13 protein-coding genes and 1 tRNA gene are annotated in these 17,115 nt (G+C 71.7%); 4 read left to right on the top strand and 10 right to left on the bottom strand.

The features are described from left to right. Positions 1-40: 40 nt before the first annotated feature. The 3 genes from ACFYO9_RS09320 to ACFYO9_RS09310 are packed head-to-tail and all read right to left on the bottom strand — an operon-like array spanning position 41 to position 5,127. The gene (locus ACFYO9_RS09320) at positions 41-2,197 is read right to left on the bottom strand and encodes an acetate--CoA ligase family protein (RefSeq protein ID WP_358776620.1); all 2,157 of its coding nucleotides are present in this window, start codon (positions 2,195-2,197) and stop codon (positions 41-43) included. Next, positions 2,198-3,427, bottom strand: a complete 1,230-nt coding sequence (frc, locus tag ACFYO9_RS09315) for a formyl-CoA transferase (protein ID WP_358776619.1) — start codon at positions 3,425-3,427, stop codon at positions 2,198-2,200. A 14-nt stretch (positions 3,428-3,441) separates the two neighbouring features. Then, a complete protein-coding gene (locus ACFYO9_RS09310) occupies positions 3,442-5,127 on the bottom strand; it encodes a thiamine pyrophosphate-binding protein (RefSeq protein ID WP_358776618.1) in 1,686 nt (561 codons plus the stop codon). A gap of 235 nt (positions 5,128-5,362) precedes the next feature. Here ACFYO9_RS09310 and sucC point away from each other — a divergent pair, with 235 nt between their 5' ends. The 3 genes from sucC (at position 5,363) to ACFYO9_RS09295 (ending at position 9,182) form a co-directional block, all read left to right on the top strand. Beyond that, complete coding sequence (sucC, locus tag ACFYO9_RS09305; RefSeq protein WP_358776617.1) at positions 5,363-6,493, top strand: ADP-forming succinate--CoA ligase subunit beta; 1,131 nt, start codon at positions 5,363-5,365, stop codon at positions 6,491-6,493. Positions 6,494-6,504: 11 nt separating this feature from the next. Next, positions 6,505-7,377 (top strand): succinate--CoA ligase subunit alpha, encoded by an 873-nt coding sequence (gene sucD, locus ACFYO9_RS09300; RefSeq protein ID WP_358776616.1) that lies wholly within the window; start codon positions 6,505-6,507, stop codon positions 7,375-7,377. A 185-nt stretch (positions 7,378-7,562) separates the two neighbouring features. Further along, entirely contained in the window at positions 7,563-9,182 is a 1,620-nt protein-coding gene (locus ACFYO9_RS09295; RefSeq protein WP_358776615.1) for an aldehyde dehydrogenase family protein, read from the top strand. A gap of 105 nt (positions 9,183-9,287) precedes the next feature. Here ACFYO9_RS09295 and ACFYO9_RS09290 read toward each other — a convergent pair whose 3' ends face one another. Continuing rightward, positions 9,288-10,631: a DUF2254 domain-containing protein gene (locus ACFYO9_RS09290; RefSeq protein ID WP_358776614.1), complete on the bottom strand. Its 1,344-nt coding sequence runs from the start codon at positions 10,629-10,631 to the stop codon at positions 9,288-9,290. A 138-nt stretch (positions 10,632-10,769) separates the two neighbouring features. On the opposite strand from ACFYO9_RS09290, the gene ACFYO9_RS09285 reads away from it, so the two are divergent. Further along, positions 10,770-10,857 (top strand) — tRNA-Leu (locus tag ACFYO9_RS09285). 48 nt (positions 10,858-10,905) lie between these two features. On the opposite strand, the gene ACFYO9_RS09280 is transcribed toward ACFYO9_RS09285, so the two are convergent. The 6 genes from ACFYO9_RS09280 to ACFYO9_RS09255 all read right to left on the bottom strand — a co-directional run bounded on the left by ACFYO9_RS09280 (position 10,906) and on the right by ACFYO9_RS09255 (position 17,050). Then, the gene (locus ACFYO9_RS09280; RefSeq protein WP_355817041.1) at positions 10,906-11,595 is read right to left on the bottom strand and encodes a GntR family transcriptional regulator; all 690 of its coding nucleotides are present in this window, start codon (positions 11,593-11,595) and stop codon (positions 10,906-10,908) included. Positions 11,596-11,685: 90 nt separating this feature from the next. Then, entirely contained in the window at positions 11,686-12,690 is a 1,005-nt protein-coding gene (locus ACFYO9_RS09275) for a proline racemase family protein (protein WP_358776613.1), read from the bottom strand. A gap of 45 nt (positions 12,691-12,735) precedes the next feature. Further along, positions 12,736-13,644 (bottom strand): dihydrodipicolinate synthase family protein, encoded by a 909-nt coding sequence (locus ACFYO9_RS09270; RefSeq protein ID WP_358776612.1) that lies wholly within the window; start codon positions 13,642-13,644, stop codon positions 12,736-12,738. Further along, entirely contained in the window at positions 13,641-15,413 is a 1,773-nt protein-coding gene (locus ACFYO9_RS09265) for an FAD-dependent oxidoreductase (protein WP_358776611.1), read from the bottom strand. The genes ACFYO9_RS09270 and ACFYO9_RS09265 overlap by 4 nt, the downstream gene beginning before the upstream one ends. Beyond that, a complete protein-coding gene (locus ACFYO9_RS09260; protein ID WP_388666191.1) occupies positions 15,394-15,687 on the bottom strand; it encodes a (2Fe-2S)-binding protein in 294 nt (97 codons plus the stop codon). The genes ACFYO9_RS09265 and ACFYO9_RS09260 overlap by 20 nt, the downstream gene beginning before the upstream one ends. Before the next feature lie 106 nt (positions 15,688-15,793). Further along, positions 15,794-17,050, bottom strand: a complete 1,257-nt coding sequence (locus tag ACFYO9_RS09255) for an FAD-dependent oxidoreductase (protein WP_358776610.1) — start codon at positions 17,048-17,050, stop codon at positions 15,794-15,796. Positions 17,051-17,115: the final 65 nt, after the last annotated feature.

Below are 17,115 nucleotides of genomic sequence, written 5' to 3'. Positions count from 1 at the left end.
CCGACGGCGCGCACCGCCGGCCGGCCCCGAAACGGTCACCTCATCGACCGCCCCCCAACAGCCCGGCCGCCCGAGCCCAGCGGTACTTCGCGCCGAGCACGGCGACCGGCTTCTCGGTCGTGTACGGGTACGCCACGACGCCGCGCTCGAAGAGGTACTGGCAGGCCTCCTCCACCTCGACGTCGCCCGCCAGCGAGGCCACCACGGGCTTCTCCACGCCCCGTGCGCGGAACTCGGCCACCACGCGGGCCGTGAGTTCGGCGAAGACCATGGGAGGCGTGACGATGGTGTGCCAGTAGCCGAGGACGAGCGCGTGGATACGGGGGTCCTCCAGGCCGAGCCTGATGGTCGCCTCGTACGTGGCGGGCGGTTCACCACCCGTGATGTCCACCGGGTTGCCCGCGGCCCCGAAGGGCGGAATGAACGCCCTGAAGGACGCGTCGAGGTCTTCGGGGATGTCCATCAGCCGCAGACCATTGTCGGTCACGGCATCGGAGAGCAGCACCCCCGAGCCGCCGGCGCCCGTGATGATGACGATGTCGTCGCCCTTCGGAGTGGGCAGCACCGGCAACGCGCGCGCGTACTCCAGCATTTCGTTGAGGCCGGGCGCCCGGATCACGCCCGCCTGGCGCAGGATGTCGTCGTACACGGCGTCGTCGCCCGCGAGCGCGCCCGTGTGCGAACCGGCGGCCTTCGCGCCCGCCGCGGTGCGCCCGGCCTTCAGGACGACGACAGGCTTCTTGGGAACCGTCGCCCGCGCGGCCTCCACGAAGGCCCGCCCGTCCTTGAGGTCCTCCAGGTGCATGGCGATGCACTGGGTGTGCGGATCCTCGCCGAACCACGTCAGGAGGTCGTCCTCGTCCAGGTCCGACTTGTTGCCGAGCCCGACGATCGCCGACACACCCGTCCTGGTCGTGCGGGCGAAGCCGAGGATGGCCATGCCGATGCCGCCCGACTGGCTCGTCAGGGCGACGGGGCCCTTCACGTCGTACGGCGTGCAGAACGTGGCGCAGAGGTCCTGCCAGGTCGAGTAGTAGCCGTAGATGTTGGGCCCGAGGATCCGCACTCCGTACCGCTCGCCGATCGCGACGATCTCGTCCTGGAGGGCGTGTTCGCCGGTTTCCGCGAACCCGGAGGGGATCAGTACCGCGTTCGGTATGCCCTTACGGCCCACCTCCTCCAGGGCCGCGGCCACGAACGCGGCGGGGATCGCGAAGACCGCCACATCCACCTCGCCGGGAACGTCCGTGACACTCTTGTACGCCTTGCGGCCGACGATGTCATCGGCCTTGGGGTTCACCGGATGGATCTCTCCGGAGAAGCCGCCGTCGACGAGGTTGCGCATCACCGAGTTGCCGATCTTCCCCGCCTCGTTCGAGGCGCCGATCACGGCCACCGAACGGGGCCGCATGAGCCGGCGCATCGAGGCGAGCATCTCCTCGCGCGTGTAGGTGCGCCGCGGCTTGGGGGTCCCTTCGGAGAGGATGATCCGGATGTCGGCCGCGACCGCGCCCTGCGGTGTGGCGACGACCGGGTTGAGGTCCACCTCGGCGATCTCCGGGAAGTCGGTGACCAGTTCGGAGATCAGGCGGATCTGCTCCGCGAGGGCCCGCCGGTCCACCGGCTGCGCGCCGCGCACCCCGTGCAGGATCTCCGCCGCCCTGATGGAGTCGAGCATGGAGGCGGCCTCGTCGGTGTCCACGGGCGCCAGCCGGAAGGTGACGTCCTTGAGGACCTCCACGAGCACCCCGCCGAGGCCGAAGGCGACGACCTTCCCGAACGTGGGGTCCGTGACCGCCCCCACGATGACCTCCTGGACCGAAGGACCGCCCGGCACCAGCTCCTGCACCTGGACGCCCTCGACACGGGCCTGAGGGGCGTATGCGCGGGCGTTCTCCACGATCCGGTGGAAGGCGGCCCGGACGTCCGCGGCGCCCTCCACACCGACCACCACGCCGCCCGCGTCGGTCTTGTGCAGGATGTCCGGCGACACGATCTTCAGGACGACGGGTCCGCCGAGGCGGGCGGCGTGCGCCACGGCCTCGTCGACGTCGGTGGCCAGTGCCTCGCCGGGTACGGCGATGCCGTAGGCGTCCGCGACGACCTTGCCCTCGGGGGCGGTCAGCGACGTACGGTCCTGGGCGCGCACCGCGTCCAGGAGCGCGCGCACCGTCCGCCGGCGGTCATCGGTGTCCACTCAGATCACCCCGTTCGACTTGAGCAGGCGCAGTTCCTCGTCGCCGAGGCCGAGCTCGCCGACGAACACCTCTTCGTTGTGCTCGCCGAGCAGCGGCGAACTGACCATCTCCACGGGCGAGTCGGAGAGCTTCAGCGGGGAGCCGACCGTGGTGAAGCTGCCGCGCTCGGGATGTGGGACCTCGACGACCATCTCGTTGGCGACCAGGGAGGCGTCCTCGATGATCTCCCGGGTGGAGAGGATCGGGCCGCAGGGAATGTTGTGGGCGTTGAGCCGCTCCAGGACGTCCCACTTGGGCAGCGTCGAGGACCACTCCTCGATCAGCTGGAACATCTTGCCCAGCTTGGGCAGCCGCGCCTGCGGAGTCGCCCAGTCGGGGTCGTCGGCCAGCTCCGGGCGCCCGATGAGCTCGGTGATCGGCCGCCAGCCGACGGGCTGCACGATGACGTACACGTAGTCGTTCGGTCCGCCTGGCGCGCACTTGACGGCCCACCCGGGCTGCCCGCCGCCGGACGCGTTCCCGGAGCGGGGGACCTCGTCCCCGAAGTCCTCGTTGGGGTACTCCGCCAGCGGCCCGTGGGCGAGCCGCTGCTGGTCGCGGAGTTTGACGCGGCACAGGTTCAGCACGGCGTGCTGCATCGCCACGTTCACGCGCTGGCCCCGGCCGGTGCTCTCCCGCTGGAAGAGGGCGGCCAGGATGCCGGCGACGGCGTGGATGCCCGTTCCGGAGTCGCCGATCTGGGCGCCCGTGGCGAGCGGCGGGCCGTCCTCGAAGCCGGTGGTGGACATGGAGCCGCCCATGGCCTGGGCCACCACTTCGTACGCCTTGAAGTTGGTGTAGGGGCCCTCTCCGAAGCCCTTGATCGAGGCGTAGACGATGCGCGGGTTGATCTCCCGGATGCGGTCCCAGGTGAAGCCCATCCGGTCCACGGCGCCCGGACCGAAGTTCTCCACCATCACGTCGGATCGCCGGATCAGCTCCGTGAGGAGCTCCTTGCCGCGCTCGGTCTTGGTGTTGAGGGTGATGCTCCGCTTGTTGCAGTTGAGCATCGTGAAGTACAGCGAGTCGACGTCGGGGAGGTCGCGCAGCTGTGTGCGGGTGATGTCTCCGGTGGGCGCCTCCAGCTTCACCACGTCCGCGCCGAGCCAGGCGAGCAGCTGGGTCGCCGAGGGGCCGGACTGGACGTGCGTCATGTCGAGGACGCGAATGCCTTCAAGAGCCTTGGTCATGGCCGTCGGGCTCCTCACTTGTACATGGTCTGGTTCATGGTTCCGGGGGCGTACGCGTCCGGGTCGACCCAGACGTTGATCAACGAGGGCTTGCCGGACTCGCGCGCGCGGCGCAGGGCGGGGCCGATGTCGGCCGGGTCGCGGACCTCTTCGCCGTGGCCGCCGAGCATCTGGGCGAACTTGTCGTAGGGGACGTCGCCCAGGGTGTTGCCGACGCGTTCGCGCTCCTGCCCGTACTTGGCCTTCTGGCCGTAACGGATCTGGTTCATCGACGAGTTGTTGCCGACGATTCCGACGAAGGGGAGGTCGTAGCGGACGAGGGTCTCGAAGTCCCAGCCGGTGAGGCTGAAGGCGCCGTCTCCGAAGAGGGCCACCACCTCCTTGTCGGGCCGGGCCTGCTTGGCGGCGAGGACGAAGGGGATGCCGACGCCGAGCGTGCCGAGCGGCCCCGGGTCCATCCAGTGGCCGGGCGACCTGGGCTGGACGACCTGGCCGGAGAAGGTGACGATGTCGCCGCCGTCGCCGATGTAGACGGAGTCCTCGGTGAGGAAGTCGTTGATCTCGCTCACCAGGCGGTACGGGTGGATCGGGGACGCGTCGGACCGAAGGTGCGGCAGACGCTTCTCCACGGCGGTCTGCTCGGCGGCGCGCAGCTCGTCGAGCCACTCCTTGCGACGGGACGCGCCGCCGTTGAGCCGGCCTGAAGCGGCCTCGGTGACCGACTTGAGGATGAGGCCCGCGTCTCCGACGATGCCCAGGTCGATGTCGCGGTTCTTGCCCACAGTGCGGTAGTCGAGGTCGATCTGGACGACGGTGGCCTGCGGCGAGAGCCGCTTTCCGTACCCCATGCGGAAGTCGAAGGGGGTGCCCACGATGACGATGAGGTCGGCATTGGAGAACGCGTAGCGCCGCGAGAGCTGGAAGTGGTGCGGGTCGCCGGGCGGCAGGGTGCCGCGGCCCGCGCCGTTCATGTAGGCGGGCACGTTGAGGGTGCGCACGAGGTCGATGGCCGCCTCGGTGCCCCGGGTCGTCCACACCTGGCTGCCGAGCAGGATGGCGGGCTTCTCGGCGTGCACGAGAAGGTCGGCGAGTTTCTCGACGGCCTCGGGGTCACCGGCCGACCGCGTCGAGGCCCGGTAGTGCCCGGCCTTGGGGACGCGCGCCGCGGCGGCCGGCACCTTGGCGTCGAGCACGTCGCGCGGTATCTCCAGGAAGGACGGGCCAGGGGCGCCGTGGTAGCACTCGCGGAACGCCATGGAGACCATGTCGGCGGCGCGCGCGGTGTCGGGCACGGTCGCCGCGAACTTGGTGATCGGCGTCATCATGTCGACGTGCGGCAGGTCCTGGAGCGAGCCCATCTTGTGCTGGCTGTGGGCCCCTTGGCCGCCGATCAGCAGCATGGGGGACTCCGCGCGGAAGGCGTTGGCGACCCCGGTGACGGCGTCCGTCGTGCCGGGGCCTGCGGTCACCACCGCGCAGCCCGGCTTGCCGGTGATGCGTGCGTAACCGTCGGCGGCGTGGGCGGCGACCTGTTCGTGGCGTACGTCGACGACGTCGATGCCCTCGTCGACGCAGCCGTCATAGATGTCGATGATGTGGCCGCCGCAGAGGGTGTAGATGACCTCGACGCCCTCCGCTTTGAGCGCCTTGGCGACCAGATGTCCACCGGATATGTCCTGCTGGCTGTTGTCGTCGGGCATGGCGAAGTCCTGTCCCTTCGTAGGGGAGTCGGAGTGCGCTCGCACGCTCTGGGGGCGCCCTCGCGGTAGATTGCATACAGTCGACGAATACTGTATGAAGCTTGTTATCCCGCATCCGGTGAGTGGTGTCCAGGGGGCGTGCGGCACTTTTCGGGAGCCCGGGGATCTCACCCCGAACGGCACACCCGATCAGACACGGCGGTCAGGCGATCAGACACAGCGGTCAGGAGCCGAAATGGATCTTTTCGAGCACCAGGCAAGGCAACTCTTCGAAGAGCACGGCATCTTGGTGCCCCGCGCCGAGGTCGCCCGCACGGCCAAGGAGGCCCGTAAGTGCGCGGAGCGACTGGGCGGCCGCGTCGTCATCAAGGCCCAGGTCAAGACAGGGGGACGCGGCAAGGCGGGCGGCGTGAAGCTCGCCGCCGACCCCGCCGCGGCCGAGATCACGGCCCGCCAGATCCTAGGCATGGACATCAAGGGCCACACCACGCGCGCGGTGATGGTGGCCCAACCCGTCGACATCGACGCCGAGTTCTACGTCTCCTACGTACTGGACCGCGCGACCGGGCGCTTCCTCGCGATCGCGTCCGCCGAGGGCGGCATGGACATCGAGGAGGTCGCGGCGAGCCGCCCCGAAGCGGTGGCGCGCATCCCCATCACCCCCGAGCAAGGGGTGACCCGGGCCACGGCACTCGACATCGCGGCCGCCGCCGGCCTCCCCGCCGAGACGGCCGACACCCTGGTCAGGCTCTGGCACGTGCTGACCAGGGAGGACGCACTCCTCGTCGAGGTCAACCCGCTCGTGCGCACCGCACAGGACGAGATCCTCGCCCTCGACGGCAAGGTCACCCTCGACGACAACGCCCGCTTCCGGCAGGAGCGGTGGGGCGCCGACCAAGAGGCCCACACACAGGAACTCGAGGCGGCTGCCGCGGCCAAGGGCCTCAACTACGTGAAGCTGGACGGCGAGGTCGGCGTCATCGGCAACGGCGCCGGACTCGTCATGTCGACCCTCGACGTGGTCGCCGGCTGCGGCGCACGCCCCGCCAATTTCCTCGACATCGGAGGCGGCGCCTCCGCCGAGGTCATGGCCGACGGCCTCACCGTCATCCTCTCCGACCCCTCGGTGAGGTCCGTCTTCGTGAACGTCTTCGGCGGCATCACCGCCTGCGACGCCGTGGCCGACGGCATCGTCAGCGCCCTGGAGTCCGTCACGCTGACCAAACCCCTGGTGGTCCGGCTCGACGGCAACAACGCCGCCCGCGGCCGTGCCATCCTCGACGGCCGCGCCCACCCGCTGGTCCAGCAGGCCACCACCATGGACGGCGCGGCCCGCCGCGCCGCAGACCTCGCCAACGCGCGCTAAGGAGCCGGGACATGGCGATCCATCTCACCAAGGAGAGCAAGGTCCTCGTCCAGGGCATGACGGGTGCCGTCGGGATGCAGCACACCCGGCGCATGCTCGCCGCGGGCACGGACATCGTCGGCGGCGTCAACCCCCGCAAGGCGGGCCGGACCGTCGACTTCGACGACCGCGCCGTGCCGGTCTTCGGCTCCGTGGCCGACGGCATGGCGGCCACGGGCGCCGACACCACCGTCGTCTTCGTGCCGCCCGCCTTCACCAAGGCCGCCGTCCTGGACGCCGCGGACGCCGGCATCGCACTCGCCGTCGTCATCACCGAGGGCGTCCCCGTCCACGACTCCGTCGCCTTCCTCTCGTACGCGAAGGAGCGCGGCACCCGCGTCATCGGGCCCAACTGCCCCGGCCTGATCACCCCCGGGCAGTCCAACGCGGGCATCATCCCCGCCGACATCACCAAGTCCGGCCGCATCGGCCTGGTCTCGAAGTCCGGCACACTCACCTACCAGCTCATGTACGAGCTCCGCGACGTCGGCTTCTCCACCTGTGTGGGCATCGGGGGAGACCCCGTCGTCGGCACCACCCACATCGACTGTCTGGCCGCCTTCGAGGCCGACCCCGACACCGAACTCATCGTCCTGATCGGTGAGATCGGCGGCGACGCCGAGGAGCGCGCCGCCGCCTACATCGAGGCGTCCGTCAGCAAACCCGTCGTGGCCTACATCGCCGGATTCACGGCGCCCGAGGGCAAGACGATGGGGCACGCCGGCGCGATCGTCTCCGGTTCCTCGGGCACCGCGCAGGCGAAGAAGGCGGCGCTGGAGGCGGTCGGCGTACGGGTGGGCAGCACGCCCACCGAGACGGCCCGGCTGGTGCTCGACCTCCTTTGACGGCCTTGGTCGTGCGCCTCGGCCGTGCGTTCCTGGCCGGCCGGGCAACGCGTCCTGGCCGCGCTTTCCAGACCGGCCGGGCGGCCCGCCCTCGCCGTGCCTTTGCCGGCCAGGCGACCCGTCCCGGCCGCACGTTCCCGATGTTCCTCCCCGCCCCGACCGTGCACCGTGAGCGGAGACACCAGATGACAGCCCCGAGCACCTCCCGCGACGGCCTCGTCCGCGAAGAACGTGAACGCGAAGAACACGTCCGCGAAGAACACGTCCGCGACACACTCGTCCTCAAGGCCGGCGCCGAGTGGACCGACGCCTGGCAGCGCTGCCTCGCCGTTGCCCCCGAGGCCTTCCGCGAAGATCACGTCCTCAATCTGTGGAACGGCGCCTGGCAGGCCGACGGCCGGACCCTGCCCGCGACGAGCCCCGTCGACGGCAGGCCCATCACCGGACCGCCCCGGCTCGACGCCACCACCGCCCGGCAGGCCGTGCGCGCCGCGCTCGACCAGCACCGCGCCTGGCGGCACATCCCCCTCGCCGAGCGGAGCGCCCGCGTCGCCGCGACGCTCGATTCCCTCGCCCGCCACCGCGAACTGCTCGCGCTGCTCCTGGTCTGGGAGATCGGCAAGCCCTGGCGGCTGGCACAGGCCGATGTCGACCGGGCCATCGACGGCGTGCGTTGGTACGTCGACGGGATCGAACCGATGGTCGACGGCAGGGTTCCGCTGGACGGTCCCGTTTCCAACATCGCGAGCTGGAACTACCCGATGAGCGTGCTCGTTCACACCATGCTGGTCCAGACACTGGCAGGGAACGCGGTCATCGCCAAGACCCCGACCGACGGCGGCGTCGCCTGCCTCACCCTGGCCTGCGCGCTCGCCGTCCGCGAGGGGCTGCCCGTCACCCTCGTCAGCGGTAGCGGGGGTGAGCTCTCCGCATCGCTCGTGCGGGCGCCCGAGATCGGCTGCGTCTCCTTCGTCGGCGGCCGGGACACCGGCGCCGCGGTCGCCACGGCGGTGGCCGACCTCGGCAAGCCACACATCCTCGAACAGGAAGGACTGAACACCTGGGGCATCTGGAACTACAGCGACTGGGACGCGCTGGCCGCGCACATCCCCAAGCTCTTCGACTACGGCAAGCAGCGCTGCACGGCGTACCCGCGCTTCGTCGTCCAGCGCGCCCTGTTCGACGCGTTCCTGGCCGCCTACCTGCCGGCGGTTCGGACCGTACGCGTAGGACACCCGCTTGCCGTCAGGCAGCCCGAAGACCCCTTCCCCGACCTCGACTTCGGGCCGCTCATCAACGCGGCCAAGGCCAAGGAGCTCGACGACCAGATCACCGAGGCCGTCGACCGGGGCGCCGTCCCCCTCCACCGCGGCACGCCGGACGCCGGACGCTTCCTGCGCAGCCAGGACATGAGCGCGTATCTGCACCCCGTCACCCTCCTCAACCCGCCGCCCTCCTCACCCCTGCACCACGCGGAACCGTTCGGGCCCGTCGACACGATCGTCCTCGTCGACACCGAGGCGGAGCTGCTGGCCGCCATGAACGCGTCGAACGGCGCGCTCGTCGCCACGCTCTCCACCGACGACCCGGCGACGTACGAGCGCCTCGCGCCGCAGATCCGGGCCTTCAAGACCGGCCGGGGCAAACCACGGTCCCGCGGCGACCGCGACGAGCACTTCGGCGGGTTCGGCGGGTCCTGGCGCGGCGCGTTCGTGGGCGGCGAGCTGCTGGTGCGCGCCGTCACGCGCGGGCCGGCCGGGGAGCACCCACCGGGCAACTTCCCGAGCGACCACCGCATGGTGTGACGCGAGGGGCGCCCCGCGTTGGGCGACCCGTGTTGAGCGACCCATGTCACGCGACCCTCGGGGGGATGGGCAGCAACGCGCGACCCCCGAGGCCGCGGGCCGGGGTCAGCCGATGCCCTGCCGGTCCGGCAGCAGGGCGAAGACGCGGTCCGCCGCCTCCGGCACCGAGCGCTCCACGGCCTGCACGAGGAGCTCCCGGTGCCGCAGGAGCGGCTCGCGGCGCTCCTCGGGGGCCAGTGACAGCAGGTCGTCGAGGCCGGCCAGCATGCGCCGGGTCACCTGGGGGTTGCCGACCGCGCACCCCCTGATCTCGGCGAACCCCAGATCGACCAGAGCGGTCCAGTCCGGCACGGACTGCACGAGCCGCAGCGCCCCGCGCCGGTCGCGGTGGCCGAGGGCGCCCAGCGGATACGGGACGATCGACGCCAGGAACTGCACGATGCGGTCCAGGGCCTGCACCGCGGTGGTCGGATCGTTCACCGCGGGGGAGAGCGCCCGCAGTGCGATGTCGGACAGTTGCCGCAACCCGAATCCGAGGTCCTGGTGGAAGGTGCGCTCCACCCCCACGGACACCGTGTACGCCAGCGACCGGCGCGCGGGCGCCGCCCCGCCGTGCACCGTGAACACCGGGGTGCCCGGCACCACGAAGTCGCCGATCCGCGGGATCAGCCGCAGCACGACCCCCTGGCGCCGGGCCGCCCGCACGGCGCGCGCGATGTTCACGTCCCGCAGCACCCCGGCCCTGCCCTGATGGGTGACCTGGGCGGTCTCCGGGCCGAGCTGTGCCGTGTCCACCGGGAGCTCCGTGGGCTGCTTCACGGCGACCCGGAACGATTCGCGCGCGATCCGGTCGATCACGAAACCGATCCGCATCATCCGCACCGTCCCGTTCACGTACGCCACGAACAGCAGCAGGCTCAGCAGCACCATCAGCATCGACAGCACCGACTCGATCAGCGGCACGCTCGTCAGGAGCCGGGGGTCCTCCTCGCTGTCGAACGACGTGAGCGTCATCAGGGAGAAGAGGAACGTGGCCATGAACACGGTGAGTGTGATCTTGGTGATCCGGGACCGGACGTAGAGCCGGACCACCCGCGGGCTGAACTGCCCGCTCGCCATCTGCACGGCCACGAGCGAGATGCTGAAGACGACACCGATGAAGGTCATCATCGCGCTGCCGATGGTGCTGATCACCGCCTTGGCGTCGTCGGCGATGCCCATCAGGTCCTTGATCGCGTCCTGGTCGCCGTCGTCGCGCAGGGACGAGACGATCTGCGTGTCCAGCTCCGCCGAGACCCACCACAGCAGCATGGCTCCCACGAGCCCGGCCGTCGGCGCGAACCACATGGTGTCCCGCAGGTGCTCGCGCAGCGGCGACAGCATCCGGGGCCGCCGCGCCGTCATCCCGCCGAGCGCCTCAGCCGTCTCGGTAATCAACCCGTCACTCATGGTCAGACTCTAGAGCGGCCGTCCCGAGCCGCCGCGCAACCGGTGATCGACGGACGGATACGCAGGTGAAAGGCGCTCCGAAACCTTGGTATTGTTGTCCATGTCGCCGCGGGGAACACCTCGCGCGGCAGACACCTTGTCCGGGTGGCGGAATGGCAGACGCGCTAGCTTGAGGTGCTAGTGCCCTTTATCGGGCGTGGGGGTTCAAGTCCCCCCTCGGACACCAGCAAGAACCCCAGTTCACCTGGGGTTCTTTTGCGTTGCGGGCGCGGCGCTACCGGCCGGGAGCCGGGGCCGTGCTGTCGCTCTCGGCCCAGAGGGACCGGACGTGCCCCAGGTGCCGGGCCATGCAGCGCTCCGCGCCCTTCGCGTCGCCGGCCAGCATCAGGTCGAGGAGTTCGATGTGCTCCTCCGCCGACGGGGTCAGCTGGTCGCGCTCGTCCAGGGCCGTCAGGCCGTAGAGGCGGGAGCGCTTGCGGAGGTCGCCGACCGTCTCGACCAGGCGGTCGTTGCCCGAGAGGGCGAGGAGCGAGAGGTGGAAGCGGCGGTCGGCCTCCAGGTAGCCGATGAGGTCGTGATCGCGGGCCGCCCGTACGATCTCCTCGGCCACCGGGCGCAGGACCTCCAGGTCCGCGCGGGCCGCGGTGCGGGTGATCCGGCCGATCATGGGGACCTCGATCAGGCTGCGGATCTCCGTGTACTGGTCGAGATCGCGCTCGTCGACCTCGGTGACGCGAAAGCCCTTGTTGCGGACGGGCTCGACCAGGCCCTCCCTGGCCAGGTCGAGCATCGCCTCGCGGACCGGTGTCGCGGAGATGCCGAAGTCCTCGGCTAGGCCGGGCGCGGAGTAGATCTCGCCGGGGCGCAGCTCGCCGGAGATCAGGGCGGCCCGCAGGGCGTGGCCGACCTGGTCGCGCAGTCGCTCCCTGGTGGTGATGAGATTCTTCTGCTTCAGGTGGCCCATGGTGTCCCCTCCGGTGGTCCCCGCGCCCGCGCGGATCACCAAAGTACAATGTCACGTTGCCAGTTGGGGACCGGGCCGGGAACCGATCGGTCAGAGGAGGAAGCCCGCCGGGAACGGGTCGGTGGGGTCGAGGAAGTACTGGGCCGTGCCCGTGATCCAGGCGCGGCCGGTGATGCGGGGGATGACCGCCTCCAGGCCCGCCACCTCCGTGCGCGCCACCAGGCGGCCGGTGAACTCTGTGCCGATGAAGGACTCGTTGACGAAGTCGCGGTCCAGCGGGAGTTCGCCGCGGGCGTGCAGCTGCGCCATCCGCGCCGAGGTGCCCGTGCCGCACGGTGAGCGGTCGAACCAGCCGGGGTGGATCGCCATGGCGTGCCGCGAGCGGTGGGCGTCGGAGCCCGGCGCGGCCAGGTACACGTGCTTGACCCCGGTGATGTCCGGCTGTTCGGGGTGGGTCGGCCGGTCCGGTGAGGCGTTGATGGCGTCCATGACGGCGAGGCCCGCGGCGAGCAGATCGTCCTTGCGCGCCCGGTCGAACGGCAACCCCAGCGCGTCGAGTTGTACGAAGGCGTAGAAGTTGCCGCCGTACGCCATGTCGTACGTGACCGTGCCGTGGCCCGGCACCTCGACCTTGCGGTCCAGGGCGACACAGAACGCGGGGACGTTGGTGAGGGTCGCCGAGATGGCCGCGCCGTCGGTCACCCGCACATCGACGGAGACCAGGCCGGCCGGGGTGTCCAGGCGGACCGTGGTCACCGGCTCGGTCACCCGCACCATGCCGGTCTCGACGAGGACGGTGGCCACGCCGAGGGTGCCGTGGCCGCACATGGGCAGGAGCCCGGACACCTCGACGTAGAGCACTCCGTAGTCGGCGTCCGGGCGGGTCGGGGGCTGCAGGATCGCGCCACTCATCGCGGAGTGGCCGCGCGGCTCGTACATCAGCAGGGTGCGCAGCTGGTCCAGGTGCTCGATGAAGTGGAGTCTGCGCTCGGCCATGGTGGCGCCGGGGATCACCCCGACGCCGCCGGTGATCACACGCGTGGGCATGCCCTCGGTGTGCGAGTCGACGGCGTGGAAGACGTGACGGGTGCGCATGGATCCCTTCCGGTTCGCTGCTGCCGGGCGGTGTTGAGGTGGGACTCAGTGGTGGCCGGCCGCCATCGCCTTCTCGGTGGCCGAACGGACCAGGGCCTCCGTGGCGCCGGACAGCGGTGAGCGCGGCGGCCTGGTGGGGCCGCCGACCCGGCCCACGATGTCCATCGAGAGCTTGATGGCCTGCACGAACTCCGTCTTGGAGTCCTGGCGCAGGAGCGGGTGGAGCGAACGGTAGAGAGGGAGTGCCGTGTCCAGGTCGCGGGCGCAGGCGGCGGCGTAGAGCTCGGCGCAGGTGGCGGGGAACGCGTTCGGGTAGCCGGCGATCCAGCCGACCGCGCCCGCGACGGCGAGTTCGAGCAGCACGTCGTCCGCGCCGATCAACAGGTCGAGGTCCGGGGCGAGTTCGGCGATCTCGTACGCCCTGCGGACGTCACCGCTGAACTCCTTCACGGCGACGACGGTGCCGTCCCCGTGCAGGTCGGCCAGCAGGTCGGGGGTCAGGTCGACCCTGGTGTCCAGGGGGTTGTTGTAGGCGACCACGGGAAGGCCGGCCTTGGCGGCCTCGGCGTAGTGGTCGCGTACGGCCCGTGCGTCGGCGCGGTAGGTGTTGGGCGGCAGCAGGAGCACCGAGCCGCAGCCCGCCTCCGCTGCCTGCTCGGCCCAGCGGCGCGACTCGGCGCTGCCGTAGGCGGAGGCTCCGGGCATGACGCGGGCTCCGTCGCCCGCGGCCTCGACGGCGGTACGGACGACGCGGGCGCGCTCGTCGTCGGTGAGCGTCTGGTACTCGCCGAGGGAGCCGTTGGGGACGACACCGTCGCAGCCGTTGTCGATGAGGTGGCGGACGTGCGCGGCGTAGGCGTCGTAGTCGACGGAGAGGTCCGTGCGCAGGGGGAGCGCGGTGGCGACCATGAGGCCGCGCCAGGGGCGGTCGGGGGTCCAGGTGGCGGAGGTCATGACGGCTGCCCTTCTGTCGGGTGGGGCGGCGAGGCGGGCCTGATGGGTGGGTCGGCAGTGAGGGGTGGGGCGGTAGTGATGGATGAGGCGGGGGTGGCGGTGTCGTGCGGCGCTGTGTACGGCGCTTCGTGGGGTGCGGCACCCGGGGGCTCGGGCAGGGCGGCGAGGGTGGCCAGCGGGACGGGTGTGGCCAGGAGGCGGCGGTCCGGGGGCGGCGCGGGCGCGAGCGTGTTGTCGGCCTCGGCCTCGGCCTCGGCTTCGGCTTCCGCTCCCGCTTCGGCGGGCAGTGCGCGGTCGGAGGACGGAGTAGAGGGGAACGCCCCGGTCCGTGAGGTCGCGGATGCGACGAGGCACGCCACGGCCGACCCGCACATCCGTCCCTGGCACCAGCCCATGCCCGCCCGGGTCAGGAGCTTCACCGTGCGGGCGTCACGAGCTCCGTACTCCCTGACGGCCTCGCGCACGCGCCCCGCGGAGACCTCCTCGCAGCGGCAGACGTCCGTGTCGTCGGAGAGCCACCCCGGCCAGCCGGGACCCGGAGCGTGCGCCGCGGCCATGACGTCGGCGAAGGCACGCATGCGGTCGCGGCTCCGGCGCAGGGCACGCAAGGCGCGCACATCAGGCCGGACGCGTGAGTACGAGGCCGTCGCGGGGCGGCGCCCCGTCAGCCGGGCGGCGATGGCGAGTCCCGCCAATGTGCCCTCCGCGACGGCCAGTTGCGCCCCTCCGACCCCCGACGTCTCGCCCGCCGACCACATCCCGCGCAGTGACGTCTCCTGTAGCGGGCCGAGCTTCAGCGCGTGGGTGCCGTCGGCGGTGCGCCGGGTCGCGCAGCCGAGGCCCGTCGCCAGGTCGATCTGCGGGATCAGGCCGTGGCCGACGGCGAGCGCGTCGCAGGCGATGCGGCGGCCCGTGCCCGGCACCGGCCGCCAGTCACGGTCGAGACGTGTCACCGTCACCGCCTCCACCCGGTCCGTGCCGTGCGCCTCGGTCACCGCGTGCCGGGTGCGCAGCCGTACCCGGTGGCGGAGCAGGGTCGCTCCGTGCCGGACAGCCTCCGTCAACTTCCGTGGCTGCGCCGCGAGTACGTCCGGTCGGCGGGCGTAACCGAGATAGCCAGAAGCCTCGATCAGTTCGGGTACCTCAGCCCCGGCCGAGGTCAGGGAGGCGGCCACGGCGAGCAGCAGAGGGCCGCTGCCCGCGACGACCACACGCCTTCCGGGCAGCACGAGACCCGACTTGAGCATGGCCTGGGCGCCGCCCGCGCCCACCACGCCGGGCAGGGTCCAGCCGGGGAAGGGGAGGTGACGTTCGTACGAGCCGGTGGCGAGGAGGATCGCGCGGGCCCGCACGGTGACGGGGCGCAGCCCTTGCTCCGTAGGGCAGTTGGAGTCGTCCTCGTCGGTGAGGGCGTGCACGGTCCAGTCGTCCTCGGCCGCCCGCGTGATCGTCCATACGTCGTGCCCGAAGAGCCGGGTGACGCCGCCAGACGCCAGGCGGTCGCGCAGGTCGGCGAAGACCTGCCAGTCGTGATGGAGGGCCTCGGGGCGTGCGGCGCGTGCGGCGGCGGGTGGGTGGCGGTAGTACTGGCCGCCGGGCTGCCCCGCCGAGTCCAACAGGGCAACGGACAGGCCGAGTTCCCCGGCGCTCACGGCACCGGCGAGACCGGCGGGACCGGCGCCGAGCACCGCCACGTCGTACCGTTCCGGGCAGTTGGGGCGAGTCCCGGGTCGCCGCGAGGCGTCTCGCTCAGGTGTCGAACCCGGCATGACCGTGTCCCTCCTGGGTCGTGACCGCGTCACCGGGGCGTGCGGTGACCAGGCAGGCCCGCCGGTTGGGCGCACCGTTGACCGTCGCGAGGCAGTCGTAGCACTGGCCGATCCCGCAGAACGCGCCGCGCGGCCGGCCGCCGACCCGGGTGGTCCGCCAGGCCAGGATCCCCGCTGACCACAGCACCGCGGCAATGGACTGACCCGGCCGCGCGTCGATACGGCGCCCGTCGAAGGTGATCGGGAAGGTGTCCGCGGGGGCGGCCCCCACCATGTCCGCGGGAGTGGCCCCCACGAGTTCCGGGGGAGTGGCCCCCGCAAGACCGGCCGGGGTCCGTTCGTCGGGCTTGTCGCGCGCCACGAAGGCGGCTCCTCTCACGTCAGACGTCGTGGATGGACGTGGTGCGGGGTGGACGCCGCACGCCGGAGCCCGCGCCGGACTCCACGCCGGACTCGGACGTCGGCGTCGCGCGCGGCAAAGCGAACCGCCCCGGCCCGAACGGCTGCGCCGACACCGGGAGTTCACGCCCCGTCAGCATCGCCGCGATCATCGCCCCTGTCGCCGGGGCGAGGCCGATGCCCGCGCCCTCGTGGCCGCACGCGTGCAGCAGGCCGGGTGCCCGCGGGTCGGGGCCGATAGCCGGGAGGTGGTCCGGCAAGTAGGGGCGGAACCCCGCGTAGGTGCGGATCGCCCGCACCGTGGCGAGGGCGGGGAACAACGCGACGGCCTGGGCCGCGAGGCGCCGCAGGGCCTCCACCGACAGCGTGCGGTCGAAGCCCACCCGCTCCCGGCTCGCCCCGATCAGTACGGGTCCCGCCGGGGTTCCCTCGACCACTGCGGAGGTCTGCAGCGCCGCGGAGTCGCTCGCGACGTCGGCCACGTAGTCGGCGGAGTACACCTTGTGGCGCACCACGCGCGGCAGCGGTTCGGTGACGAGGACGAAGCCTCGGCGGGGGAGGACCGGCAGGTCCACACCTGCCAGGCGGGCGAGCCGGCCGCCCCATGTGCCGGCCGCGTTGAGCACGTGCGGCGCCCGCACCTCGCCCCGGCGCGTCCGCACACCCCGCACCTCGCCCCGCGGTCCGGTGAGGACCGCGGTGACCTCCTCGCCGAGCCGCAGGGTCAGGCGCCCGGTGTCGGCGGCAGCCCGTAACAGGTGCGCGGCGGCCAGGGCGGGCTGTACCTGTGCGTCCTGCGGGTAGTGGAAGCCGCCCGCCAGGCCCGGGGCCAGGTGGGGTTCGAGCTCGGAGAGCCGGTCCGCCGGCACCTCGACGGCCTCGACGCCCGCGCGGGTCTGGCCCGCGGCGAAGTCACGCAGCGCGGCGAGGCCCGGCTCGGTCGAGGCGACGACCACGCCGCCCTTCGCCTCGTACTCGATGCGCGCGGGGAGTTCGGCGGCGAGTTCGTGCCACAACCGGGCGGAGAGCAGGGCCAGTTCGAGTTCGGGGCCCGGCTCCTTGTCGGAGACGAGGAGGTTGCCCTCGCCCGCTCCGGTGGTGCTGCCGGCGACGGGCCCGCGGTCGATGACGGTGACGTGGAGGCCGGCGCGGACGGTGTAGTAGGCGCAGGCGGCGCCGACCACTCCCGCCCCCACGACGATGAGGTCCGGTGATCCGGACGAGTGTCCCGTGAGCACGGCAGTAATATTTCACATGGCACTGGTGCTGCCAAGGGGTCGTGCGTCGCCAAGGTCGCTGGTGT

This window comes from Streptomyces sp. NPDC005863 (assembly GCF_042871345.1).
Taxonomy (GTDB): Bacteria; Actinomycetota; Actinomycetes; order Streptomycetales; family Streptomycetaceae; genus Streptomyces.
The sequence above is the reverse complement of the archived record's forward strand: the minus strand, read 5'-3'. Positions and strand labels throughout refer to the sequence as shown.